Below are 26612 nucleotides of genomic sequence, written 5' to 3'. Positions count from 1 at the left end.
TTGCGGCGGGGGCCGTCAAGGGATCGTAAGGAACCGGTCATGGGGGTTCGACCCGGCGCACTTTGAACTCATGACATTGCTCGACATGCTGCCGTCCATCGGCCGGGCGGCGCCCCGGCGACTGGATCCCGCGATCTGGCCTGCCACTACACATTCCGACGAGGAAGGCCGGCTCTGCGTCGGCGACGTACCCCTGACGGATATCGCCGACGAATTCCACACCCCCACCTATGTGATCGACGAAACAGATTTTCGTCAGCGGGCCCGCCGCTACCGCAAGGTGCTGCGGGGGGTTGAGGTCGTGTATGCCGGAAAGTCGTTGCTGACCACGGCGGTGGCACGCTGGGCGCACGAAGAAGGCCTGGGCATCGACGTGTGCTCGGCCGGCGAATTGGCCGTCGCCGTGGCTGCCGGCGTGGACCCGGCCCGAATCATCATGCACGGCAACGCGAAATCGCCCGACGAGCTGCAGGACGCGGTCCGGGTCGGGGTCGGGCGGATCGTGCTGGACTCCTGCATCGAAATCGCCTATCTGGCCGGCTGCGCACGAAAACGTCAGCCGGTGCTGATCCGCGTCAACCCGAACCCCCCAACCAGGCCAGACAGCCACGGACACCGCGCGGTCACGACCGGCAGCAGCGACCACAAATTCGGCTTTACCCTGGCCGAGGACCATGCCGCCGATGCGGTGCGGCGGGTGCTGGCGCACCCGATCCTCGACCTGGTCGGACTGCACTGCCACATCGGGTCGCAGGTGACCGACGCGGGCCGGTACGGCGAAGCCATTTCACGGATGATCGCCGCGATGGCCGACATCCGGGCCCGGCACGGCGTCATCCTCACCGAGCTCAACATCGGCGGCGGGCACGCGATCCCGTACGTCTGCGGTGACCGCGAGCTCGAACTCGACGACCTCGCCGTCGTCGTCGAAGACGCACTGGACGCGGCCTGTGCCGCCGAACATTTCCCGCGGCCGACGGTCGTGGTCGAACCCGGTCGCGCGATCAGCGGCCGGGCCGGCGTGACGTTGTACCGGGTTTGCTCGGTTAAATCGCAGCCGGGAGGGCGTACCTTCGTCGCCGTCGACGGCGGCATGAGCGACAACCCGCGGGTGTCGTCGTGCGGCGCGCGGTACACCGTCACGCTGGCCAACCGGCACTCGCTGGGGCTCAAGCAGCGGGTTACCGTCGTCGGCCGGCACTGCGAGGCCGGTGACGAGATCGCCCGGGACGTCGAATTGCCGGTCGATCTGCATCCCGGCGACCTGTTGGCGGTGGCCTGCACGGGGGCCTATCACCACAGCATGGCCTCGAACTACAACATGGTGTGCCGGCCGCCGCTGGTGGCGGTCAGAACCGGCCGGGTCCACCAAATGATCCGCCGGGAGACGATCGCCGACCTGCTCTCGCGCGACTGCGGTTGATTGGGGGTTGATTCGGGTTGATTGGCGTCGACTTGGGTTGACTGGGTCCCCGATACGGACGACGCCGACCGCCTCGCGCTCGCGGTCGTCGTCGGCACACAGTCGCTAGTCGAGTGGCCTTACTCGTCCTGCAGCCGCGGATCGGATTCCAGGTGGGTAAGGCCGTTCCACATCAGGTTGACCAGGTGCGCGGCCACCACTTCTTTTTTGGGCTCGCGAGTGTCCAACCACCACTGCGCGGTCATCGACACCGAACCGACCAGCGCCTGGGCGTACAGCGGTGCCAGCTCCGGGTCCAGGCCGCGGCGGGCGAAGTCGCCGGCCAGGATGGAGCTGACCTGGCTGACCGCGTCGTTGAGCAGGCTGGAATAGGTCCCCGTGCTGATCGATGCCGGCGAGTCGCGGATCATGATCCGAAAGCCGTCGGTGCGCTCCTCGACGTAGGTGAGCAACGCCAGGGCGACCCGCTCCACCCTGACCCGGGACCGGTTGTTGGTCAGCGACGAGGTGATGCCGTCCAGCAGCGCGGACATCTCGCGGTCGACGACCACGGCGTAGAGGCCTTCCTTGCCGCCGAAATGCTCGTAGACGACCGGCTTGGAGACGTTGGCCCGCTGGGCGATCTCTTCGATCGAGGCGCCCTCGTAACCCCGCTCGGCGAAAAGTGAGCGTGCGATGCCGATCAGCTGATGTCGACGCTCGCTGCCGGTCATCCGGGCGCGTGGCGCACGCACCTCTTTATCCGGGGCTGCCACGTCCCTCAGCGTATCGGTTCGTCCAGCCGAAAATGCCCGGGTTTCTTCGGCGCCGCGAGCGGTTCGCATCGTGGTCCGACTAAAGTCTTGGTGGCGCGGTTGGCGGATACCGTCACCGGCCGTGATCGACAGTCCGTCGTGGTGTAATCGGCAGCACCTCTGATTTTGGTTCAGATAGTTCAGGTTCGAGTCCTGGCGACGGAGCTTCGGCTGCTTGTCCGCCGGGTCCCCGGTGTCGGGTCTTTGCCATTGGTGCAGGTGAAATGACAGTCTTGGGGCTAAGCGCGAGGAGAGTCGATGTCGTTTCACGGTGACACAGCGGTGCTGGTCCTGGCCGCCGGGCCCGGTACCCGGATGCGATCGGACACCCCGAAGGTGCTGCACACCCTCGCCGGACGCAGCATGCTCTCCCACGCGCTGCACTCGATCGCCAAGGTGGCACCGCAGCGGCTGGTGGTGGTGCTAGGGCACGAGCACCAGCGCATCGCGCCCGTCGTCGCCGAACTCGCCGACACCCTCGGCCGTCCGATCGACGTCGCCCTGCAGGACCGCCCCCGCGGCACCGGCCACGCCGCACTGTGCGGGCTGTCCGCGTTGCCGCAGGATTACGCCGGGGTCGTGGTGATCACCTCGGGCGACACCCCGCTGCTGGACTCCGACACGCTGGCCGACCTGATCGCCACCCACAACGCGGTGTCGGCCGCGGCGACGGTGCTGACCACCACCCTGGGCGATCCGTTCGGTTACGGTCGCATCCTGCGCACCCAGGACGACGAAGTGATGGCGATCGTGGAGGAAGCCGACGCGACCGCCGCGCAGCGCAGCATCGGTGAGGTCAACGCCGGTGTCTACGCCTTCGACGCCGCCGCCTTGCGGTCGGCGCTGGGCCGGCTCGGCTCCAACAACGCCCAGCGGGAGCTCTACCTGACCGACGTGATCGCGATCCTGCGCGGCGACGGTCGGACCGTGCACGCCCGGCATGTGGACGACAGCGCAGTGGTGGCCGGCGTGAACAACCGCGTCCAGCTGGCACAGTTGAGCGCCGAGCTCAACCGCCGCATCGTCGCCGCGCACCAGCTGGCCGGTGTCACCGTGATCGATCCGGCCACCACATGGATCGACGTCGACGTGACGATCGGCCGCGACACGGTGGTGCACCCGGGGACGCAGCTGCTCGGCCGCACCCAGATCGGCGGCCACTGCGTCGTCGGGCCGGACACCACCTTGGCCGACGTCACCGTCGGCGACGGCGCCTCCGTGGTGCGCACACACGGCCAATCGGCGTCGATCGGCAGCGGCGCGACGGTCGGCCCGTTCGCCTACCTGCGGCCGGGCACCGCGCTGGGCGCCGACGGCAAGCTGGGCGCGTTCGTCGAGGTGAAGAACTCCACTATCGGGGCCGGCACCAAGGTGCCGCATCTGACCTACGTCGGCGACGCCGACATCGGCGAGCACAGCAATATCGGGGCGTCGAGCGTCTTCGTCAACTACGACGGCACCACCAAACGGCGCACCACGGTCGGCTCGCACGTCCGCACCGGCTCGGACACCATGTTCGTGGCCCCGGTGACCGTCGGCGACGGGGCCTACACCGGGGCCGGCACCGTGCTACGGGAGGACGTTCCGCCGGGCGCGTTGGCCGTGTCTGCCGGCCCGCAACGCAACATCGAGAACTGGGTGCAACGTAAACGCCCAGGCACCGCCGCCGCGGAAGCCGCGGAGAAGGCTGCCCGGCAGGCTCCTTCGATTACCCCGCCACCGGAATCCGTATAGACACCATGAGTTTGGTGGCAGGCAACCCGCCGATCATTCCGTACGATTCGCTACGTACGATGAGCAGCACTTCCATCACGACCCGAACGGCAAGGGCAGCACGGTGAGCCACGACTGGACCGACAATCGCAAAAATCTGATGCTGTTCTCCGGGCGGGCGCATCCCGAACTCGCCGAGCAGGTCGCCAAGGAACTCGACGTCCACGTCACCGCGCAAACCGCGCGCGAGTTCGCCAACGGCGAGATCTTCGTGCGCTTCCACGAATCGGTGCGGGGCTGCGATGCGTTCGTGCTGCAATCCAACCCGGCGCCGGTGAACAACTGGCTGATGGAACAGCTGATCATGATCGACGCCCTCAAGCGGGGCAGCGCGAAGCGGATCACCGCCGTGATGCCGTTCTATCCCTACGCGCGCCAGGACAAGAAGCACCGCGGCCGTGAACCCATTTCGGCGCGGCTAGTCGCCGACCTACTCAAGACGGCGGGTGCCGACCGGATCGTCACCGTCGACCTGCACACCGACCAGATCCAGGGATTCTTCGACGGGCCCGTCGATCACATGCGCGGCCAGAACCTGCTGACCGGCTACATCCGCGACAACTACCCCGACAGCAACATGGTCGTGGTCTCCCCCGACTCCGGCCGGGTGCGCATCGCCGAGAAGTGGGCCGACGCGCTGGGCGGCGTGCCGCTCGCCTTCATCCACAAGACCCGCGACCCGCGGGTGCCCAACCAGGTGGTCTCTAACCGGGTGGTCGGCGAGGTCGACGGCCGCACCTGCGTGCTGATCGACGACATGATCGACACCGGTGGAACCATCGCCGGCGCGGTGAACCTGTTACGCGAGGACGGCGCCACCGATGTGATCGTCGCGGCCACCCACGGTGTGCTGTCGGATCCGGCCGCCGAACGGCTGGCCGCGTGCGGCGCCCGGGAAGTGATCGTCACCAACACGCTGCCGATCGGCGATGAGAAGCGTTTCCCGCAGCTCACGGTGCTGTCGATTGCTCCGCTGCTGGCCAGCACCATCCGCGCCGTGTTCGAGAATGGCTCCGTCACAGGACTATTCGACGGGGATGCCTAGATGCCTTCCGGTTCTGCAGACTCCGGCTCGGCCGTCATCTATCACAATCCTAAATGCAGCACCTCTCGTAAAACGCTCGACTTGTTGCGGGACAACGGTTTAGACCCCACGATCGTGGAATACTTGAAGACCCCGCCGTCCCGTGACGACCTCGCGGGCATGATCCGCGCCGCGGGTATCGATGTGCGCACCGCGGTGCGCAAGCGCGAATCGCTCTACGCCGAGCTCAATCTCGCTGACGCCACCGATGACCAGCTGCTCGACGCGATGGCCGAACATCCCATCCTGATCGAGCGGCCATTCGTCGTCACCGTGAAAGGCACCCGGCTGGCTCGTCCGATCGACGCGGTGCACGAGATTCTGTGAGACGGCTCGCCGCCGCTGCCGCGATCACCGCACTGTCCCTGACCGTGGTCGGTTGTGGCCCGAAAAGCCCTGACTACTCGACGGTTTGGACGACGAGCACAACGGCCACGACCACCACGACTACCGACCGGCCGGTCCCGCTGTCGATGTATCTGAACAGCATCGGCGTAACCGGACAGCAGGTGGCGCCCGATTCGCTGACCGATCTGACAGTGTCGATACCGACACCCGCGGGTTGGTCGCGGTTTACCGATCCGCACATCGCACCGGAGACGCTGATGCTGGCCAAGGGCGGCAAGTATCCGACGGCGAGGCTCGTGGTGTTCAAGCTCAACGGCGAGTTCGACCCGACACAAGTCATCAAGCACGGCAACGACGACGCCCAATTGTTCGAGAACTTCAAACAATTGGACGTCTCGATGGATCCCTTCAACGGGTTTCCCTCGTCGATGATTCAGGGCAGCTACAACAACGACAACGGCATGCGGCTGCACAGCTGGAACCGGATCGTCCTGCCGACCGGGTCGCCACCGGCAAAGCAGCGCTACTTCGTGCAGCTCACCATCACCGGACTGGCCGACCAGGCGGCCGCGCAGGGCCCCGACATCGACCGGATCATCCACGGCTTCGTCGTCGCCGCGAAATAGGGCGCGGGAAAACCCGACTTAGCACAATTTAGTATGCAGGGTTGCCGGTGATGGCGGCGATGGCTTCGCGGAGGTCGTCGGAGGGTCTACCGCTGTACCCACACTTCTGCGCCATTAACCTCGATTGCACGATCCTGTGCTTCGGCGGTCGATTGTGCGGTCGATGTGAAACGCCTCAGTGTGAGCCCCAGATAAATGGCGGTGGGTCAGTGCAGCGTGACTCCCGCGTTGACGCATACTGACTGGCCGGTCACGTTGCGTGCGTTCGGGCTGGCTAGCCACGCCACGGTCGCACCGATATCCGCTGGGGTACATAGCGTCCCGGTCAAGGTCGCGGCGGTTACCTCGTTGCGGATCTCGTCGATCGACTTGCCGGTGATCTTGGACTCGGCGACCCACTTGTCGATCATCATGTCGGTTTCAATGATGCCGGGGCAGACTGTGTTGACGGTGATGTCGCGACCGCCCAGCTCAAGCGCTGCGACTTGGCTGAGCCCGATCTGTGCGAATTTACTCGGCGCGTAGGCGCCGTACAACGGCCAGGCCCGGATACCGGCTTCCGACGCGATGTTGATGATCCGCCCACCCGACGTCATCGCTGTTGCTGCAGCCTGGATCCCGTAAAAGGTTCCGAGCAAGTTGATTTCGAAGCAACGTAGCACCTGTGCACCGGTGAGTTCGAGCAGCGCCCCAGTTGCCATGTAGCCAGCGTTGTTCACCCAGCAGTCAAGGGCGCCAAACTCGCCTAACGCGGCGCGGGCCAAATCCGCAGCGGTCTGGGGCACCGAAACATCCCCGCGGACGAGCACTGGGTTTGCGCCCGTTTCAGCGGCGATCTCGGCGGCAGTCTGTCTGGCGGCGGACTCGTCAGAGGTGAATCCGATGACCAGGTCGTAGCCGTGGCGGGCCAACGCCGTGCTGATGCCGACTCCGATGCCGCGGCCCCCGCCGGTGATCACCGCGACCGGTCGTGTCGACTTCATTGCTGACGATTCCGAGTATGTGTTTGACGTGGTGCTGGTCATGTTGTGGCTCCTCCGATCGGATGCGCCGCCGTGAGCACGATCGGTCCTGTGGACGTGCCGATGGAGACTCTGTGGATGCCCTGGCCGCTGCCGTGGCTGCGCACCTCGATGTCCAGGGCGGAATCGCAGCGGATCCCGTCGATCCAATGGTCCAGTTGGGCGGCGGATTCCGCGATCTGCAAGCTAATGTCGCCGAGCAGGCTGACATCATGATCGACATCCAGATGTCCGGGGTGCGGGACGCCGGGATATCTCGTCAGCAGGAATGGCAGGCCCGGGGATGTGGTCGATGTCTCCATACCGGCATAGTCGATCCCGACGCCGCGCCGCGTCAGTCGACGAATTTTCGTGGCGAGCCGGTGTGCGGTTGCGGTGAGTTGGTCGAAGGTCACCTCGACGGCCCACCCGGCGAAGGACTCGCTGTTGCGAGCAAGCGCCGACAGCACCAGCTGACCGAACGGGTTCCGTTTGGCAAGGACGTCGTCGTGCACGCCGACAAGTTCGAGGTAACCGCGCCCTAGGGGCACGATGTAGTTGTAGGTACCCAGGGAGTCGTGCACGCCTCCCTCCAGAGCCGTCAACCCGGTGTTCTCGGACAGTCGGTGAGCCGAATTCACGGGGTCGGAGGTAGCGATGACGATATGATCGAATTGCACTGCGCGCCTGACTGATAGCTGTTGGACGGATCAAAATTGTGGGCGCGGTCTTTAGGGCAGGACGGCAATCGCCCGGATGGGTGATCCCGTTCCGCCGGTGATATTGAGCGGGAGTCCCCAGAATTGGAAGCGCTTGTTGATCAGTTGGCCTAGGTTGGCGAGGTGTTCGGTATTGACCAGGCCGTACTTCTTGCAAACCATGTGTCCACTGAATTTGTCGTCGCCGCTGTTGTCGATTGCGCTGCAGTCGGTTCCAATGTTGACGATTCCCTTCTTGGCGAGGTATTCCAGGCCGTCCCAAGAAAAGCCGGGGTTGTGGTTGATGTACTGCGGCATGGGGAAATACCGGTCCCCGTAGTCGAACCAGGCCAAGACGATGTCGCCCGGCTTGATGCTCTCCCCGGCCGCCTCAAGCTTGGCTTCTGCGCGCCGGACCACGTCTTCGGTTGCCCAGCCGATGCAATCGGGATCCGGATCCATCCACCGGGCCTCCGACATGTCCAGACATACCGCTGATCCGTAATACATTTCCAGTGCCAGTTTCTCGATCGACAGACCGGCGGGGTCGTACTCGATGGTGGCGTCGGTATGTGTGCCGGCATGCTCGCTGATGATCAGATTGCGTGCGTAGAAACCGATTTCGGTATGGTGCAATTCCTTGAATCGCTCGTGGTCCTGGTTGGTCGGAGTGAACGTCTTTTGATGACCAAACCACATCGGCATCCCCTCGTAGAGCGGGCGGGTCAGGTCGACGACATGGTTGGACCGCTCAAGCAGATCCGCCCCCAACAGCGGAGTGCTTGGCGGCGGCGTGCGAACGGCCGACTCGGCCAGCGCCTTCTGCTGTCCTGCGGCGACTAGAGCCGCGCGGGTCGTGGTTGTCATCGATGGTCGTCCTTAGGTCTGCCAGGCCGGAGCCCGAAACGATCGGTTGAAATACAGCAATGGGTCATGGTGGGGACCGGACTGTGACCAGCGCACCTCACCAACCACCAGGTCGTGTTCGATGATCTGGGATCGTGAGACGACGACGCAGTCCAGGTTGTACAAAGCATCGGCAATCTGAGGTGTCGCGACCTGAGGATCTCCCCGGTGAATCAGGATGTCCAGGTCGAGGAATTTCGGCACTCCCGGCTTGGCGGATGCTTCAGCCAACTCTGCTTGTGCCGCCGAGAGGATGTTGATCCCGAACCGAGTACCGGCGGCGACGGCCAGTGCTGCCGCCGAGTTTGACTTCAGCGAGCACACCAGGCGAGGCGGTGCCATTGACAGCGACGAGCAGGAACTGATCGTCACACCCCACGGTCGCCCGTCGACCTCGACGGTAAGAATCACCACGCCGGTGGCCAGCATCCGCATCGCCGCCGCGAACTTCGGAGTCTGCTCAGTGCTGATCGCCAGCGGATGGGCAGCAACCGGATCTGCTAGCGTGCGCGCCGAGTCTTGCTCGACGAGGCGGCCGGCGCCGCCGACTTCTGCCGCATTCATGCTGACTCCCTAGGAGATTCCGACGTAGTCGCGCACCAGTCGAGCTGCTGCCTTGCGGTCGGTCTTGCTGTAGACAAGGCTTTTGACGAAGGCCGGCGGCGTCGCGTTGATATTCTCGAACAGCGCGACACGTCCCGCATGGGCCCCACAGAGCAGATCGAAGACGAAGTTGAAGAAGACGTTCTTCTCCCGCGCGGTCACCCCGGTGCCGGGGAAGTAGGCATCCATCTTCGGCCCGAATTCCGGGTGATCCCATACCTTTTCGGGCCAACGTGCGACGAGAGCCTGCCCGCTGAGATCCTGAATCTGGTAGGTGATCCGCGGGTAATTCTCGATGGAGTAGAGCCGCCCGGCCGTGACCAGTTCAGGGTTGGGGACCTGCACCCCGTTCCACTCCACCGATTCATGAATGGTGGCCAGCGCGTACGCCTTGAGCGTCTGGGCGTAGAGAGTGACGTCGGCGACCGCATTTTGCACGCCCGGGATCTTGTCGGTGCCCAGGATTTCGGTGATGACCTGCGCAACGCCGGCAAAGATCTCGGCCCGGAACGCCAGCCGGGTCATCACTGACCACAGCGAGAACGCGCAACTCTCGTAATACAGTGTCAGCAGGTCCAGGTTGTGGGCGCTGAAGACGTATTCGCGTGGTAGAGACACGTTGTCGAACATGATGATCTGGTCCATCTCCTCACCGGCATGGTCCAGCGGATGGTCGGCGCGGGGTGAATGCATGTTGGCGGTCGGTTCGCGCAGGAGCAGCGTGACGCCGGGGCTGTTGACCGGGATGGCCGCCCAGATCGCTGCGTCGGGACCCAAGCCGGGGCCCAGCGTGGTCGACAGCGTGAAGAAGTGCCCAAGGGCCCCCATGCTGCCGGCGACCTTCGCGCCGTTGAGCACGACGCCGTCCGGGGTTTCCTTGATGATGCGCAGCTGCGACGGGCGCTCGTTGCGCGGGATATTCTTATCGGACTGGGGATCGGCGATCAAGTCCGTGCTCAAGAGATTGTGATCGGCGGACAACGCGACGAAATCGCGGATATTTTGCGCGAATTCCGGATTCTCGGCTTCGATCCGATCGATGGTCGACAAGAATCCCAGAGCCATCATGGCGCCGTAGTCGACTGGCCGGCCATAGACGCCCATCGTTTGTTTAGTGATGAACCCGGTGCCGTCCTTTTTGGCCAATAAGTGCTCGCGGGTCGTCGGGATTTGCCACCCGATTCCCCGGCGGCCGCCGTCGTCGCCACGGAAGGTCAAGATATCCTGCGACTCTGGCGCGAACTGGGCGTCGAGTACCCTCGCGGTGGTGTCCACGGCGCGAAGGTCGGGATGCACTGTAACGTCTTCGATTTCGCGTCCGAAGGAATCGATGACGCGCCGGCCGTCGCGCAGCGTGCGCTTGTAGAGGTCGCCGGTCAGCAAGTGTGGTTCAGGACTGTCTTTAAGAGCTTCGACGACCTTGTCGATCCGGAGCCGCTGCGGGTCGATGGCGCTGGACATCGGTGTTATTTCCCTTCGGTGATGATCGCGATGGCTTCGACTTCGATCAAAAATCCGTCGTACATGAGGCCGGACACGCGAACCGCGGTGCCGCAAGGTCCCGGGTTGGGCAGGTACTGCATACGGATTTTGGTCATCTTCGTCCAGTTCTCTTTGACCTCATCGCCGTCGCCGTCGAAGCAGTAGTAGGTGTTGAGTTTGACGACGTGCTCCCACGTGGCACCGGCCGCGGCGAGTGTCTTGGTGATGTGTTCGAAGACGTTGCGGGTCTGCACTTCGATGTCACCGGCGCCGACGACGTTGCCGTGTCTGTCAGCCGACAACTGGCCGCCGATGAAAACGAGGTTCCCGACCCGCCAACCCTGCGAGAACGGGGTGGGCATATGCCAGTCCCAGGTGTCTTCGGGCATCAGGCGCTGTCGTACTGCGTGATCAGGAATCTGAATTCCAGCGAGTATCTCTGTCATGGTTCCTCTCGTCGATGTGCGTTGAAAGTAGGTGGGAAAACTGGACCCAAGAAGCGGCATTGCTAAGCGGCGGTGGCTTCTGCGGCAGGGCTGACCCGGCTCACCATCGCAGTCCTCTCCTGCCTGAGGCCAAGCACCCCATACACCAGGACGGTGACCAGCGACCCGACGATCCAGGCGATGTCCACGCCACCCATCTCGTGCGCCACGAAGCCGGTGTAGAACGCTCCGGACATGAACGGCAGTTGGACAAGGAAGCCGACGATGTAGGACACGATGGCGGCAGAGTTGTAGTGCTTGTAGATGCCGCCGGTGGGCGTAAAGAAAGACGCCACGTGGTAGTCCGCTTTGCGAACCAGGTAGTAGTCGACCAAGTTGATCACGCTCCACGGGATCAAGAGGTAAAGCAAGATCTCGATGAAGTTGCTGTAGCTGACTAGGAAGTCGCTGGCGAAGGCGGCCGCCACGTAGACCGACAGCACACTGATGATGGTCGCGATCGTGGCGCGTGCGCGGGCGCCGGGCAGCCAATCATGCTTGAACGTCTGGATGGTGGTGGCCACACACAGAGCGGGCCCGTAGAGGTTGATGGTGCAGGCGTCGATCGAGCCCAAGAAGAACACGATCATGACAAACACGCCTACTCCGGTGGGCAGCAGGTGGTAAAGGGCGCTGAGGCTGCCGTCGGAGACCCTTCCGAGCAGGGCGCCGATGACCATCATCGGGATCGCGCCGCCTGCGGCGCCCAGGTAAGTCGCCCAAAACGACGCCGCGGAGGAAACCCGGCTGGGTAGGTAGCGCGAATAGTCCGAAACGTAGGGCGCGTAGGACAACTGCCAGATGGCGGCCACCGACAGCATCCCCATGAACCCCTGCACGGTGAATGATGGTGTGCTCGTTGCCGACTCGGGTGCGCCGCTGGCCATGACGTATCCGAGCGCCGCCACCGCCGCGAGGGCGAACAGCGGCATCAGCATCCGGTTCACCTTGTGGATCATCTCGTATCCGAATATCACCAAAGCCAAAGTAATTGCACCGCTTACGATTAACGCCGGCACACTGCCCAGCTTCGGGGCGATGACCTGCAATGCCGATGCCGCCAGAACGAGGATCGACGCGAGGAAGCCGACATACATCAGGATCACAACCGCGAGCACCAGCAGTGATCCGCGCAGACCGAACTGGCCGCGACTCTGCACCATTTGCGGGACACCTAAACGGGGTCCCTGCACCGAATGCAGCGACACAAAGACCGCGCCGACCAGGTTGCCGATGACGCTGGCGAGAATGGCCCACCCGGCCGGCAGGTCGTAGACCGTGGTGCCCAGCACGCCGGTCACCACCGTGAGCGGCATGATCTGAACGCCGAACCAGATCGGAAACAGTCCGCGTGCGCGCCCGCGACGGGCGCCCTCGGGGACTGGTGAGATCGTCACCTGCTCGACCTGAGCGGCGCGAAAGGTCGATTCCATTGGCGCAGAGTCTTTCTGTGCGAGACCTCAACAGGGCGGGCCAGGGGCCGACGCGTTTACTGCCGAGGCGGCTGTTTCGGTGTGTTGGTCACGGTTCTGTGTCGAAACCGGGTGTGCGTCAACGCGTTTCAGTAGGGGCGTTGTCCGTGTGTTGCTGATGGGCCGGCATTGAGCCGCTGGGCGGATCGGTGACCGACTCGCGATCCCGCTCCATTGAGGTGTACGGCCACAGTAGTTTTGTGCGGCGCACCCGTAAACCTTGCAAGTAGAGGCTGTAAGTCACGTAAGACGAACGTAACGGCGGTCACTTCAGCGTTAACATTGCTTTTCTTGCCGCTGCGTTTCGGAAACCCCGCTGTGACAACGCGCGAGAAGCGGCTGACGCGGGAACGTCGCGTCCGGGGTGAAGGTCGTCCGGAAGGAACGGAGAGCCCGGGGCTCCCCGGTGTCAGATCGTCGGTGGGGTGTTGACCCAGACGATCTGCGCGATCTTTGTCCCGCGGTTGCTGTAGGAGTGTTCGCGCATGCTGTCAAACGTCATGGCGTCCCCGGCATGCAAGTCATACTTCTGATGGCCGTCGAGAACCAACTCGATCGAGCCTTTGATGACGTAGAGAAACTCCTCGCCGTAGTGTTGAAGCGCGCCGTCGGTGCCGGCTCCCGGCTGCACAGTCACCATCAAAGATTCCAGGACTGATTCCCCGGTGTAGAGCTTTTCCCACGCCAATCCCGGTGTATGCATCGGAATCAGCACCCGTTCACTCTTGCGGACAACAAGAGAACTGTCGGCTTCGTCGACTTCCAGAAGCTGAGCGAGTGTCATCCCAAATGCCCGACCAAGCTTGTGCAGCGAGCCAACGGACGGCATCGACTGGCCACGCTCAAGACTGCTGACCGTTGACGGTGCAACACCGCAGCGTTCGGCTAGGTCGCGTAACGACCATCCGGCTGTCCCCCGCAGATCGCGAATGCGCCGCCCGATCGCATTGCTCGGAGACATGTTGTCTGGAAAATGAGCGTTGAGATTGGCCTTGATCGCGGTGGCTGACCATCCCTCACCGTCGACGAGGCGCTTCAGCTCGCGTAACCGTTCAACGTCAGCTGTTGAGTACAGGCGATGACCGGACGACGTGCGACGGACGTTGAGCAGCCCCTCTTTCTCCCACGCCCGGATACGGCTCGGGGAGGTCCCAACGATCTTGGCTACCTCGCCAATTAACCAAGACCTCGCATTAGCCATAACGCGTCGCTCAAATCCAATACCCGATGTTGCTCACAGCGCACACTAGCGGCATGCAACCGCCGCCGCGATAGAACACGACTACGGGCCAGCCCTCGGTGGGCGACTGGGTCGATGGCCAGTGGCCCCGGACCGGGATGCCGTGACGACCGCCGTAACTCACCTTGCGGTCTTCAGTCCGCGCCGTCGGCAGCATCTCGGCGGGGACTTGGACTCGTCTCATCGAAGCGTTGGATCGACGCCTGGACGGCCACCCTCGGTCGCGTCATGTCCTTAGCCTACGGAAATCCGCGCTGGCTCTTGATTTTCGAGCCATGAACGTTCCGACAAGAAGGTGCCGACGGTGCCGCGTACAGTCGCCGGCCCGACGAGCTCGGGGAGCACGGGGGCCAACTGTAACAACGCCGATCTCAGGTGCCAGCACGGCGCGCACGGCCACCGGTTGGGCGCATCTTGCGCCACTGCTGACGGCTCTTCGACGTAGTCCAGTCGACGGGCAGGCCGTCAAGTGCATCCTCGATCGCTGCCCATGCGGCGTCACCGGAATCAGTGTGCGCATCCGTCGCGGCGAGTCGCGACTCCACGGCCAGGTTTGGTTCGTGCGGTGCATCGCTGGGCGGTGCGAGCGCGTTGATGGCATTCAGTACGTGCCGTCGACGTCGTGCATACGGCAAGGTTCGCAATTCTTCGGCCAAGATAGGCTTTCCGAAAATGTAGTCTTGGGCGGTGTGACGGTAGGGCACCTCGAGCTTGTGAATCACGGGATCGACCGGAAGTCCGCCGGCATAATGTACGGGCACGATGGGCATCGACAGTTCCACGGCCAGGTCGAGAAACACCGACGATATCCTGTCCACCCGCTGGCTGGCGCTGACCTGCCGGGTCCCCGAGACATGGACCATCAGCGATGCGTCGCGTTCCGCATGATCCGTTTTGAACTGATCCAACAGTGCGAAGAACTCTTGTGGCTGAGTAGGATCGAGGAAGTAGGTGCTGGACCCGCTGGGCTGCGCCGCATGACTTTGCACGACGTTTAAGAGTTCGCCCACCCACCTCGTCCTGTGCTTGGCATTAGCCACTGTCAAAACCTCAGTGCCGGTAAGCCATGAAGCGATCATGGTGCCGAGAATCGATTCAATCTGAACCTGGTGGTTAGCCAGCAACAACGTGCCCCGGCCCCGCGCGGCGGCCATCGCGCAAGCATCCTGGACGATCACCCGCCGCACATAGCGCCTTAGCAGTGCCCACGAGACAAGCTCGTTGAACGAGCCCGGCGGCACCCCCCATCGTTGACGCCACCATTCACGCACGGGTAACCAATCCGCCTCCTCTGGCCTGGTCGTCTCTGGCACTTTCGTGCTGCCGCGGACGACAGTTACCGGTACGCCGCGCGATGTGACAGCGACACTGGCCAGTTCCATCGTGTGGCGGGGACGTGATCCTTGGCGTGCATCCGCAAGAGCGGGATAGTCTGTGTCGTCCCCCACGGACGATGGGTTCCACGAAGGTGGTTCCGCGTCAGACGAATTGGTGTCGTCGTCGCGGCGTGATCCGCTAACAATGCGCACCGCAAGGTTTTGGGCAGCGTAGACGCGTACTGCGTCGATCCACATCGACCCGTTGGCCACTGCGAGTACCTCAACATCGCCAATCTCGACGCGAGTGATCTCGATCAGAAAACAGATGAGCTTGTCTGCCGGGGAGACTTGGCCACGGTACGTCCAGGTCATGCGATGTCCCAAAGCCACCGTTTGGAATCGTCCGTGGTCCTTTAGCGACTCGCCGAGTCCGAGATCTAGCATGGCGAATTGCAGCAACTGTAGAAGGCCCTCGATGCCCAGGGAGCCTGGTTGCACAGGATCCTGCAAAAAGTGGGCCTTGAAGAACCAGTCGCTCGGGTTCACGTCTTTTTCGGCTCGCCATCGCCCCAATCCACTTGCGCCGGCAGATGGCCACCGTCCGGTCACCCGGTCGATCATTAGCAACATCGGTTCCGCCAGCCGTGTGCCGCCACCGAAATATTCCTGGGGTTTCGAGGCCAGATCTATTGTTGGCGCTTCACAATGCGCACTAAGCAAGTCGTGTTGTTCGTTCGTGGTGGGTAAACCCGTTGCCTCCCGCTGGGCAGCGGGCCCAGTGAAACACCCGAATAACGTTTCCGCCGTGTAGGCAAGGGTGTCGCGGGTGTAGACCTCAACTGAAAAGCGCGCCAAAGCGGTCGATCCTGTCTTCGTCACGCTGGTTAACACCGCCTCCGTGCGAAGCGTTCCACTGGCGCGCGTGACCTCGACGTATCGGACTGCCGTGCCTTCCAGATTGCGGATATACATGTCGTCGTCGTCCGTCGGAGGACCACCTGTGTAGCCGGTGAGCCAGCCGCATGGCTGCAGGCACACCTCCATAAGCAACGCATTCGGCACTGAGCTGGCTCCGTTTGCCGCGAAGTACCAGGCGTCTTCAGGTATGTCGTATTCCGCGATCACCTTGGCGCCCGGTCGCATAACCCCCAGCTCGGCCATCAGCGACTGAATTCGCGAGATCATCAGGAACGGCGGAGCGGGTAACCGGGGAAACTTGCGGTTCTCGACGTGTTCGAACTTCGCTCCGAGCACCGGTGCGATCCTGCCCCAAGCTATCTCCAACAACGCGGGAAACTCGAATGCGGCACCGTCCTGGGATGCCCGTGGAAACTCGATTCGTCCGTTGAGTTCCGAGAAGCCCAGATCATTAACCCATCCAGGTGACAGCCCGAGTCCCATTCGGCGGCAATAGTATGCGGCCAACCCGTCGACCGTGCAAAGCACGTCGGCAAAGAGTTTAGGTTCTCGGTCCGCGATGACCTCGCGGACGAAAACCTCACACACCAGCTCGCGAGAACTCGGCGTCACCTGGCCACGGCATTGAAATTCGTATGTCTCAAACGGAACGGGCTCAAACCGCCATCCATCGGATTCGAGCGTCATGCCGAACACTGTCATGTAGACGGCCATGCTCTGCAAGGTCGCCTCGAACATCACTGAGCCCGGCATGCAAGGGTCGTCTTCGAAGTGGCCAGAGAAAAACCAATCGTCGGCCCTCAGGCGCCTGACAGCACGCAAATACCCGCGCCCCCAAGGTCCGCCGTCGTAGTCCAGATCCGTCACTTCGTGCATCAACAGCATCTCAGGAGCACAGATTCGGGGCGTGCGGGTGTGGGTTGCGGCGAGCTCGAAGCCGAGGCCTAGTACCTCCCAGAGGTGGCCGGCGGCCAACGCCGCCAGCTCTTCTCGTGAGAGCGCGGTCCGCGCGATGGCAACCGGCGCCGAATCACGTTGACCGGTCACTGTTTCACGCTCTGGTCTCCATAGGACCCCTTTGGAGGAGGCCAGCTCTTCGTCCGAGAAGAAGCCCGCTAAGCCATTGCGCATCATCAACCGTTCCACACCACGGATTGAGCAGTCATAGTGGAACGTGAACATCCGGATCTCGCCGATTCTGGTGTGGCTGTCGATATGAATATCGAAGCGCAGCGTGTCACCGACCTCGGCCAGCCCGCCGAGAAACGTTATCTGACAACCTAGCAACCGATAGACACGCTCGCCTTGGTTGGCGAAGTCGGCACCCATCCACGAGATGAGAACAAGGTCAGCCTGCCCACTCTCGATCATGATCCCGGCAGGCATACGACCTTGGTGCAGGTACCAAGCCCCAGGCGTGACATCTGTTTCGCTCCAGATAGTGCCGGCGTCGAATTCGGCTGGACTGGCGTCAATGCCGAGAATCCGATCGGCAAGTAGCAGCGGAGGGCCAGGCATCCGTACTTGTCGGCGATAACGGTCCTGCACCGCGAAAGCCGGGCCGAAGACGTCCGAAATCTGACCAGAGGAGTGTCTTTGTAGATCGCGCTTGTCCAGGGTTGGCCCGGTCGGCCGGCGCTTAGTGGTCGGCGCCGGTAGCGCTTTCTCATCTGGTGGTGCTGGTTGCTTCGCCCGGTACCCTCCGTGCAGCGCACCGCTAGTGGCCGCCGGCGACGATTGTTCGCTCGGATCTTCCACGTGGGTTGAACTACCCGCGGCCGGCGCGATGCCCGTTGAGCCCAAAGGGTTTTCGAACTGACCCTTGAGCGTCGTCACGCTGCTCGTATCCACCGCGACTGATTCAGCTGAATCGTGTTGCACGAGTGCACTCCCCAGCGGTTGGCGCAAACGTGCGTCGGCGATGCTCGGCAACGCGGGGGCTCGGGGTAGCCCGGTGAGCCGTCTCGTTTGATCGGATGACCCGTCAGCGAACTTGTCCGGTGACTCCGGTCCGCGTGAGGGATACCCGTGCGGTAGCACCACGGGTGGGAGGTGGGCCGGGTATCGCCGTTGTGTGATGCCCGGCCGGGTATTGGCTAGGAGCTGCTTAAGTCGGGCAAGTTGGACGATTGTCGACGAGTTCTCACCATGCGCGTTGGTCAGGAACGCCTGCTCTCGCTTGTTGAACAGTCCGTTCATCGACACGGTGACTGCGCGCACGCGACTCGTCCAGGGTTCACCATCGGGCTTGACACCCAGGAACCCACACAGAGCACCCACTGCTATATGCAGCAGACCGGATGCCGCGTGAGCGTGGCCGAGCAGGCGGCTGACATTGTGGGCACCGGGCACGTTACCCAGGTGAACGTCGTCGTGCCGTTGTCGACTGTCTGCGGTGACGATGGCGAGGACTGGATCTCCGGACCGAAGTGCGTCGACTGCGCGTTTGACGACGAGCACGACTGCGGCGTCTGCGGGGTCTTGTTCACCGGCGCTGAGTAAATCGCGGGCCGCGGCCTCGTGGATCGGCTCGCAGCTCATATCGACCGCGCCGACGATGGCCGCGTCAATTTCTTTGCTACGCAGTGCGCGAGTAGCCAGTGAGAGCGCGGTGATCCCCGAGAGCTGCTCGTCGTTGACGACAAAGCTCGGTCCGCGGATATCAAACTGGTTGTTCAGCCGATTGGCTACCGCGTTCGGCAACGTCCCCACGACTCCGGGCGCCTCCAGCTTGCGGACAACACGATCACGCGCATCTGCCAAAAGTGCTGGATCGTCCAGGAGTTCGCAGAGCCGCAAGCGGACCGGGAAGCGAGCCACTTCGGCGTCACAGCCCATACCTACAAGGATGCTTGTTCGTTCGGGAGGCAGTGTTTTAATCAGTTCGCCGATGCCGAGCGCCGCGCATAGTATCGACAATTGTTGGGCAAGAGCGTGTTCGAGATCATTTGGTGGAATACGCACCCGGGACAGATCAACATTGAGTCCGCGCATCCGTGCTCGCCGTGTGCCATCTTCCTCGAGTTCGGTCACTGGGCGCTGAGATACCAAGCGCTCGGCGACATCACATGTGTCATGGTCGTCCCCAACGAGCAGGCTCAACCCAATTATCGCGACATCGTCGTCTGCTGTTCGGTCGACGGTGTGCGTGGACGGGATAGAAAGCAGTTCGACCGATTCGATCCACTCCTCGACAATGAGGTGGGCGTTGTTCCCACCAAAGCCAAAATTGTTGATCGCTGCTCGCCGCGGACCTGCACACGTCCATGGTTCCGCATGTGTGAGTAGGCGAAACGGCGAACCTGCGATGAACGGAGCGGGTTCGTCGGAATGCAGTGTCGGCGGCCGGATACCCGCGTCCATGGCAGCGAGCACTTTGATCAGACCGACGACACCAGATGCGGTGATGAGGTGCCCGAGGTTCGACTTGACCGACCCGATTGGTACGTCGTTCAAACCCGCGAAGATCCGGCTCATACTGGTGAATTCGGTCAGATCGCCCACCGGAGTTCCGGTGGCATGACATTCGATCAATGAGATGTCCGACGGATCTAGGTCAGCCATCTGGTAAGCGAGGCACATCGCGCGTTCCTGGCCCGTCGAAGACGGAGACAGTGCGCCGGGGCCGCGTCCATCGTTGGAAAGCCCAACGGCGCGTATGACTCCTATGATCCGGTCATGGGCGCTGACCGCATCGCGGAGGCGCCTAAGCACTACAAACCCGGCGCCCTCTCCTGGCACGAGGCCGTCGGCGTCACGGTGGAATGGTCGCGATCTTCCCGTCGGGCTCAAGGCTCCCACAGCGGTGAACCCGTCCGCAATCAACAAGGGATTAGCACCATTGACACCACCAGCCAACATCACATCCGCTGCATGGTCATGCAGACGATCGCACGCCAGCTTGATCGCGTAGAGCGATGAAGCACATGCCGCGTCGAGACTGAAAGCGCCCGCGGTGATCCCTAATGCGTCAGCTGCCAGGGCAGCGGGCAGACCGGAGCAGAATCGGTTTCGACGGTCCACGGCGGGTGTCCTGCCGCTCCAGACTTCTTCGGCGAGGTCGGTCAGCGTGCGGGTGGGATAGCTGAGATTGCCCAGGACTAGGCCGGTTCGTCCGGGCACGTCACCCAGGGCCCATCCGGCATCTTCGATTGCTTGCCGGGCAGCGTGCATCGTCCATAGATAAAGCGGGTCCAAGCCGGCAATGGATTCTGCGGCAATGAGGAATCCAAGTGGGGTGAAGACGTCTGCGAAACCGCGTACGTATCCGCCGATATCACAAACGGGGTAGTCGGACGGTGTTGTTCGGGAATGACTTCGAATAGTGGGTGCCGGTGTGGGCATCCGATCTGCGGGTGCCGACCCAAGCGCATCACGACCGTCCAAGATCCCCGCCCAGAGGTCGCGGGGGTGCAATCCCCCAGGAAAAATGCAACCCTGCCCCACTATCGCAATCGGCTCGAATGTCATGTCGATCGTGGAGATGTCGACGACGTAGCTCCGGCAACGGGGTCGTAAGCATAAAACTCGACCTGCCGAAGTTCGGCCACCTCGGCGCCCGTGGCGTCGGTCAATCGAAGGTCGAAGTGTGCACACTTGTCAGTTGCCTCGACAACCGCTAGCTCGCAGCGCAGCTTGCCCGTCACTGGCCCTTGGTGATGAATCCAGAGATCGCCGATGCGCATCGGGAGAAACCGGCCTCCGGCGTGCCGGAGACACCACAGAAACGCGACCTGTAGGGCTCCGTCGAGTGCGAGCGGGTCGAGTACCCACGGCTCGTCCGGCCAGTTCCGTTGCGCGAGGCCGTAAAGCGTAGCGACGGCACCCAAGGCCCCAGATGCCTCGATGCGTTCCAGTGCCTGGAAAGCCGGACCGTGGAATAGCATGCCGTCGGCGTAGCAACCACTCTGGTCGAGCGCCCCACTACTGTCGTCGAGCAGTTCTGGGAATGACCCGCTGGGGGAACTTGCGCTCAGCTGAATCTCTGCGGAGTATCGAGAGGCGTTTGTATCGTCCAATAGCTCCATGGCGAGACTGCCTGGCTGAAATTCGACTGAAGCACATCGAATCTGGAAGGTATCGCCGGACGTATCGAAATTTGTCAGCGTCACACCGCGCAGGACCCGAATATCATGGACGCGTTTGATCTGTTGTCCCGGACGGCATCCATGTGCCATCCGAACAAACCACTCCAACACTTGCACGATGGGTAAGACGATGTCGTCTCGGACCCGGTGATCGTGCAGATAGGGTTGCCGACCACGATGGGCGCATACTTGCGCGAATCGTCCTGGCGCGGGCAACGCCGGGTAATGCTCAGGCGAGAAACCTTCTGCCACCAGCATTTCGGCACCAGCAGCGCTGGTGTCGAGCGCATTGGCAACGAACCCCTGGGCACCAACCGCCCGCGGTATCAGCGCCACACCGCGTGAGCTAAACCTCGCCTTCATATCGTCGTCTACCATGCCGCCATCCCATGGTCCCCATCCCAGCGCACGCACCAGACAGCCGCTGCCCCGGCGCGTTTGCTCGGCCAGTGCTACCTTGTTGAGTACTTCATTGGCCATCGCATAGTCGCACTGGCCGGCATTACCCCAGCGCGCGGACACCGACGAGAACAGCAAGATGGTATGCAGCGAATCTTGAGCTGTCGCATCGAGCAGGGCACGCAGCCCGTGGACCTTTGTGCCGAATACTTCGTCGAATCGAAGGCCCGTTGTCGTGTCCAATGTAGCGTCGGCGATGACACCCGCACCGTGGATTAGCCCGGTGATCGGCCCGAAATTGCTTCTGACGCCGGCAAGAAGCGTACTGACGTCAGCGGCATCACGCACGTCCAGCGGCACGTACCGGACCCGGGAACCCGCCGCCTCAATGGCCGCAATGGTCTGTCGGATCTCTCTTACCGTCTTTACTTGTCTGACCTGGCGAGCAATATCATTGGGTGCAGGTTGGATGCCTCGGCGCCGGGAGCTGTCGAACAGTGCGCGTTTAAGATCGGCGTCCGTCGTCAAACCGTGCACAGCTGCGGGCTCTTCATCCAGCTGGCTGCGGCCGATGAGGACGAAGCTGGCGCGCGTCGCCTGTGCTAGCGCAACCGCCGACGCCGCGGTTACCCCGCGGCCACCCCCCGTGACGATGAGAACGTCGCGCTGACCGATCCGCGTCGAGGGCTGTACCCGCTCAGCATCGACCGCAGCCACCGTGACACGCCCGTGCGCACTGCCCAACCCGACCTCGAGCTCTGGACCTCCCATGAGTAGTTCGTCAACAATGTAATCGGCCAGCAGTCCCGCAGATCGATCATTGGTAGCCAGATCGATCGCCTTAACGCGTGCGGCGGGCCATTCCTGGGCAGCTGTTTTGGTGAGTGCTGCTATTCCTCCGATCCAGGCACGTGTCCCTGGATCGACGATCAAGCCGAATGTCCCTCCAGTGTCCTGCACTGTGATAAAGGCACCGCCGCGAATCCGCAGATTAGCCGCCACGCGTTGGGCGTCAGCGAAGACTTCTTTGTTGACCTCGATTGCATCTTCGGGCGCGCCTAGGCTTTTCAGTCCCGCCAGCTGAATCACGCAGTCGGCATCCGGGCTCGGATGTGGCACGACCGTGGATTCGATACCCGCAGTGCGCAATCGCGCTGCCAGCGCCTCGGCCACCGGCAGCCCCGCCAACCCGGCGATCTCAACTTTCGAGTCGTTGTTCAGTCCTGGCATCCGCATGCCGCGAGGCGGCGCCTCGACCGCGCGGACTACGTAATGTGGAATGGCCAGTGCGGGGTGACTTACGGCGGGTGTGGTCGCGGCGGCCGGGGCTGCACCCGAGGAAGGCACATGGTGCCCCAACCGATCAACAACCTCCCCCAATGTCGCATCCGGCCCCAACACCGCAGCATCGAACTCGCCCACCCCCGGCATCCGCTGCTGCACCCCCGCCAATATCTCCACCCGCTTAATCGAATCGATCCCCAGATCCGACTCCAAACTCATTGACAGATCCAACATCTCAACCGGATAACCAGTCTTATCCGCAACAACCCCCAACACCGCACCCACCACATCCACATCCACATCCGCACGTACGACGCCCCCACCACCAGGGGGAAGCTCAACTACGGCCGCCGCCACACCCGGTCTGACCGCGGGCGGGGCCGCACCCGAAGAGGGCACATAGTGCCCCAACCGATCAACAACCTCCCCCAATGTCGCATCCGGCCCCAACACCGCAGCATCGAACTCGCCCACCCCCGGCATCCGCTGCTGCACCCCCGCCAATATCTCCACCCGCTTAATCGAATCGATCCCCAGATCCGACTCCAAACTCATTGACAGATCCAACATCTCAACCGGATAACCAGTCTTATCCGCAACAACCCCCAACACCGCACCCACCACATCCACATCCACATCCACATCCACATCCACATCCGAACGTACGACGCCCCCACCACAAGGGGGCAGCTCAACTACGGACTGCAAGCCGGCTTGCGCAGACGTGTCTGATCGCATCTGCACCGGTTCATCATTTGCATCATGGTGGCGGTATGCGGGCGTCGCCGTCCGCGCCGACTCGTGGACATTGGGTTGTGGGATTCCGTAGTTGCCCCCGTCGATCATCAGCGCCAACGCCGGCGGCTTCCGGCGACGCGGGTCGTCGACTTCCGGGTAGTCAGCCCACAAAGCCATAAACTCCATCGGAACCCCCGCCGCAACCAGCTGCGCGAGTCCTTGCCACAAGGTCCGAATCCCGTTTGAACCCCGTCGATCCAGGGCGATGGCCGTATGGTGTCTGTCTCCTAAACACTCACGAACAAGGCGCGTCAAGACAGCGTCTGGGCCCACTTCGACAAAGATGCGTGCACCGGTAGCCCACATGTGTTCGACTTGCTGCGAGAAGCGAACCGGTTGAGCCAGCTGATTGGCAAGCCCCTGGCGAATGCTGCCGGCATCGGGCTTGTACGGCTGGGCTGTGGCATTAGCGTACACAGGCACGTTAGGTGAACTAAACACTGTGCCATCTAGGAATTTCTTGAATGGGCCAACCGCCGAATCGACAACTTCCGAGTGGAATGCAGTCGCCACATCTAGGCGTTGAGCGGTTAACCCTTCACCGCGAAGGCGGTTTTCGGCTTCGGCAATGGCATCGAGCTCACCGGCAAGCACAATCTGGTTGGGACTGTTGTGGTTGGCGATGGCGACTTGCAGGCCCCAAGATGAGATGAGCGGTATCGTCCGCTCTACCGGAGCCGACACCGCACTCATAGCGCCTTGGACCGATTCTGACGCACTGGCCATCAGCAGGCCGCGTTGGTGCGCAATGGCGAGCGCTGATTCATCGCTGAACACGCCGGCAGCGCACAGGGCGATCACCTCGCCGAAGCTGTGACCACCGACCATCGCGTACTTGATATTCAATGCGCGAATCAGGGTAAGCAGGCTAAGACTGTGGCTGCCGATCGCGGGCTGCGCCCATCGGGTTCCCGCCAAGATCTGAGACTGGCGGGCCCGCTCCGATTCGGAGTAAGCCGTTGTTGGCCAGACGATTTCGTGCAGCGCGCAGCCTGAGTCACCGATCGGTCGCCGCGAAAGTTCCCATGGATCCAGCGCGCCGGCATAGACCAAGGGCACCTCTGTTCCCATACCGACATACTGGCTTCCCTGACCGGGAAACAGCAGTGCGACAGGTCCGGCCGGCTCTCCGGAATAGAAGTAGCCGCGAGGCGAAGCGAAAGATTGCGGGCAGCCAGCCGCCCTCAGCCTGGCGGCAGCTTGGGTAAGCATGACTTTCAGGTCTGGCACGTCGTCCGCGACAAGCGCAAGGCGGTGTTTCTGGCAAGCGTCATAGCGATCCTGCGTCTCGCGAGCGAGATGGGAGAGCATGTCCGGGTGTTCGACAAGTGAGGCGGACAGCTCGGTGGCGTCCTGCGCCAACCGCGCGGCGGATTCCGCGGTCACCAGGATGAGTTCGCATGACGAGGCGCGGTGGCGCCATGCGCGCTTGCCAGATCCCGTGTATTCCTCAAGCGTCACATGAAAGTTGGATCCGCCGAACCCAAACGAACTAACCGAGGCACGGCGGGGCACCCCAACGGGGGCAATCCACGGCTTTGCCTGTGCGGGAAGGTAGAAAGGTGAGTCCTCGACCCGAAGGGCGGGGTTCGGTCGGTCCACTTTGATGGTCGGCGGCACTACCTTGTGATGCAGTGCCATCGCTGCTTTGAATAGGCCGGCCGCCCCAGCCGCCGCCTTCGTGTGACCTATTTGCGATTTGACTGATCCAAGAGCGCACCATTGCAAGTCGGTGCGGCCGGCACTGGTAAAGACTTCGCGCAGTGCGCCGAACTCCGCTGTGTCCCCCGCTTTAGTGCCCGTCCCGTGCGCTTCGACAAGCCCAACGGTCTCTGGGCCATATCCTGCCGCAGCGTAGGCGCGGCGCAGCGCCTTGGCCTGCCCGGAGCTGCTGGGGGCATAGATACTCCTGGCGCGCCCATCGGAAGAACTACCAATGCCGCGAATGACTGAATAGATGCGATCACCATCGCGTTCAGCGTCCGCCAGGCGCCTCAGCGCGAACATCGCCAACCCCTCACCCAACATCGTGCCGTCTGCGTCGGCAGAAAATGGGCGACAATCACCCGACCGGGACAACGCTGTCACCTCGGAAAAGCATCTGAACATCAATGCATCGTTAAAGGTGTCTACTCCCCCAGCTATGACCATGTCGGAGTTGCCCGAGTAGAGCTCATTCGAAGCAATGTCAACAGCTGCGAGCGCACTCGCGCATGCCGCGTCCACCACGCAGTTTGTTCCGCCGAAGTCCAGTCGATTAGCGATACGGCCCGCGACCACGTTGGCCAACAAACCGGGGAAAGAGTCTTCTTGCCAAGGTAGGTAACTCGCGGCGATTCGATCACTGAACTCCTTTAGTTCAGGCTCCGGTAGGCCGGCCGAGCGCAGGGCGTGCTCCCAAACCGGCAGTTCTAGCCCCGCCCCCATGTGAACAAGCAATTCGGTACCGCTGGCAACCCCTAAAACGACACTGATTCGGTCCCGATCCAAAGTTGTCGAGTCGCCGCCTGTTGCGTCGTCCAGTACCTGGCTCGCAACCACCAGGCCAAGCAGTTGCGCAGTGTCGATGGCCGATACGGTCTTAGGGGGAATAGCGAAGTCGACGGGACAAAATTCGGTTTTGCTCAAGAACGCTCCGCGCCTGACATGCCTCTCGACTGCAGTGCCCGATACCGGACCGCGGTAATTATCGATGCGCCAGCGCGATGATGGCACATCTGATATTAGGTCTGAGCCGGCGATGATGTTGCGCCAAAAGGCTGAGGAATTATTCGAACCCGGAAACAGACAACTGATACCCACAATAGCGATTGGGGGACGGCTTGACATTATGTTCAACACCTTGGCACTCGGTATGCGGACAGATACTAGC

The 26612-nt window shown here is 62.5% G+C and carries 16 protein-coding genes and 1 tRNA gene; 6 read left to right on the top strand and 11 right to left on the bottom strand.

The window, feature by feature from the left end; translation table 11 throughout:
• Positions 1–70: 70 nt before the first annotated feature.
• On the top strand, positions 71–1423 hold the full coding sequence (gene lysA / locus G6N33_RS18195) for a diaminopimelate decarboxylase (protein WP_101528524.1): 1353 nt from the start codon (positions 71–73) through the stop codon (positions 1421–1423).
• Positions 1424–1542: 119 nt separating this feature from the next.
• On the opposite strand, the gene G6N33_RS18190 is transcribed toward lysA, so the two are convergent.
• Entirely contained in the window at positions 1543–2136 is a 594-nt protein-coding gene (locus G6N33_RS18190; protein ID WP_049919347.1) for a TetR/AcrR family transcriptional regulator, read from the bottom strand.
• Positions 2137–2310: 174 nt separating this feature from the next.
• Between G6N33_RS18190 and G6N33_RS18185 the strand changes: the two genes are divergently transcribed.
• The 5 genes from G6N33_RS18185 (at position 2311) to G6N33_RS18165 (ending at position 6048) form a co-directional block, all read left to right on the top strand.
• Positions 2311–2382, top strand: a tRNA-Gln gene (locus G6N33_RS18185).
• Between the two features lie 93 nt (positions 2383–2475).
• Positions 2476–3951, top strand: a complete 1476-nt coding sequence (gene glmU / locus G6N33_RS18180) for a bifunctional UDP-N-acetylglucosamine diphosphorylase/glucosamine-1-phosphate N-acetyltransferase GlmU (protein WP_044507767.1) — start codon at positions 2476–2478, stop codon at positions 3949–3951.
• A gap of 103 nt (positions 3952–4054) precedes the next feature.
• The gene (locus G6N33_RS18175) at positions 4055–5035 is read left to right on the top strand and encodes a ribose-phosphate diphosphokinase (protein WP_044507768.1); all 981 of its coding nucleotides are present in this window, start codon (positions 4055–4057) and stop codon (positions 5033–5035) included.
• Positions 5036–5401, top strand: coding sequence for an arsenate reductase (glutaredoxin) (gene arsC / locus G6N33_RS18170; RefSeq protein WP_044507769.1), 366 nt, complete (start codon positions 5036–5038; stop codon positions 5399–5401).
• Positions 5398–6048 carry an LpqN/LpqT family lipoprotein gene (locus G6N33_RS18165; RefSeq protein ID WP_044507770.1) on the top strand — a complete coding sequence of 217 codons (651 nt, stop codon included), beginning with the start codon at positions 5398–5400 and terminating at the stop codon, positions 6046–6048. The genes arsC and G6N33_RS18165 overlap by 4 nt, the downstream gene beginning before the upstream one ends.
• A 206-nt stretch (positions 6049–6254) precedes the next feature.
• Here G6N33_RS18165 and G6N33_RS18160 read toward each other — a convergent pair whose 3' ends face one another.
• The 10 genes from G6N33_RS18160 to G6N33_RS18115 all read right to left on the bottom strand — a co-directional run bounded on the left by G6N33_RS18160 (position 6255) and on the right by G6N33_RS18115 (position 26569).
• Positions 6255–7073 carry an SDR family NAD(P)-dependent oxidoreductase gene (locus G6N33_RS18160; RefSeq protein ID WP_081662055.1) on the bottom strand — a complete coding sequence of 273 codons (819 nt, stop codon included), beginning with the start codon at positions 7071–7073 and terminating at the stop codon, positions 6255–6257.
• Complete coding sequence (locus tag G6N33_RS18155) at positions 7070–7729, bottom strand: VOC family protein (RefSeq protein ID WP_049918995.1); 660 nt, start codon at positions 7727–7729, stop codon at positions 7070–7072. The genes G6N33_RS18160 and G6N33_RS18155 overlap by 4 nt, the downstream gene beginning before the upstream one ends.
• A 51-nt stretch (positions 7730–7780) precedes the next feature.
• Positions 7781–8614 (bottom strand): cyclase family protein, encoded by an 834-nt coding sequence (locus G6N33_RS18150; RefSeq protein ID WP_049918996.1) that lies wholly within the window; start codon positions 8612–8614, stop codon positions 7781–7783.
• 12 nt (positions 8615–8626) lie between these two features.
• On the bottom strand, positions 8627–9217 hold the full coding sequence (locus G6N33_RS18145; RefSeq protein ID WP_044507772.1) for a flavin reductase family protein: 591 nt from the start codon (positions 9215–9217) through the stop codon (positions 8627–8629).
• Between the two features lie 9 nt (positions 9218–9226).
• Complete coding sequence (locus G6N33_RS18140; RefSeq protein ID WP_044507773.1) at positions 9227–10717, bottom strand: 4-hydroxyphenylacetate 3-hydroxylase N-terminal domain-containing protein; 1491 nt, start codon at positions 10715–10717, stop codon at positions 9227–9229.
• Between the two features lie 5 nt (positions 10718–10722).
• Positions 10723–11127: a RidA family protein gene (locus tag G6N33_RS18135; protein ID WP_049918997.1), complete on the bottom strand. Its 405-nt coding sequence runs from the start codon at positions 11125–11127 to the stop codon at positions 10723–10725.
• 119 nt (positions 11128–11246) lie between these two features.
• Positions 11247–12656, bottom strand: coding sequence for a purine-cytosine permease family protein (locus G6N33_RS18130; protein WP_044507774.1), 1410 nt, complete (start codon positions 12654–12656; stop codon positions 11247–11249).
• A gap of 448 nt (positions 12657–13104) precedes the next feature.
• Positions 13105–13896 (bottom strand): MerR family transcriptional regulator, encoded by a 792-nt coding sequence (locus G6N33_RS18125; protein ID WP_044507775.1) that lies wholly within the window; start codon positions 13894–13896, stop codon positions 13105–13107.
• A 410-nt stretch (positions 13897–14306) separates the two neighbouring features.
• Positions 14307–20642: a beta-ketoacyl synthase N-terminal-like domain-containing protein gene (locus G6N33_RS18120; RefSeq protein WP_163771574.1), complete on the bottom strand. Its 6336-nt coding sequence runs from the start codon at positions 20640–20642 to the stop codon at positions 14307–14309.
• A complete protein-coding gene (locus G6N33_RS18115; RefSeq protein ID WP_163771572.1) occupies positions 20639–26569 on the bottom strand; it encodes a type I polyketide synthase in 5931 nt (1976 codons plus the stop codon). The genes G6N33_RS18120 and G6N33_RS18115 overlap by 4 nt, the downstream gene beginning before the upstream one ends.
• Positions 26570–26612 lie beyond the last annotated feature (43 nt).

This window comes from Mycobacterium simiae, from assembly GCF_010727605.1.
Lineage (GTDB): Bacteria > Actinomycetota > Actinomycetes > Mycobacteriales > Mycobacteriaceae > Mycobacterium > Mycobacterium simiae.
Note: the sequence above shows the minus strand (reverse complement) of the source record. Positions and strands in the feature narration are given on the sequence as shown.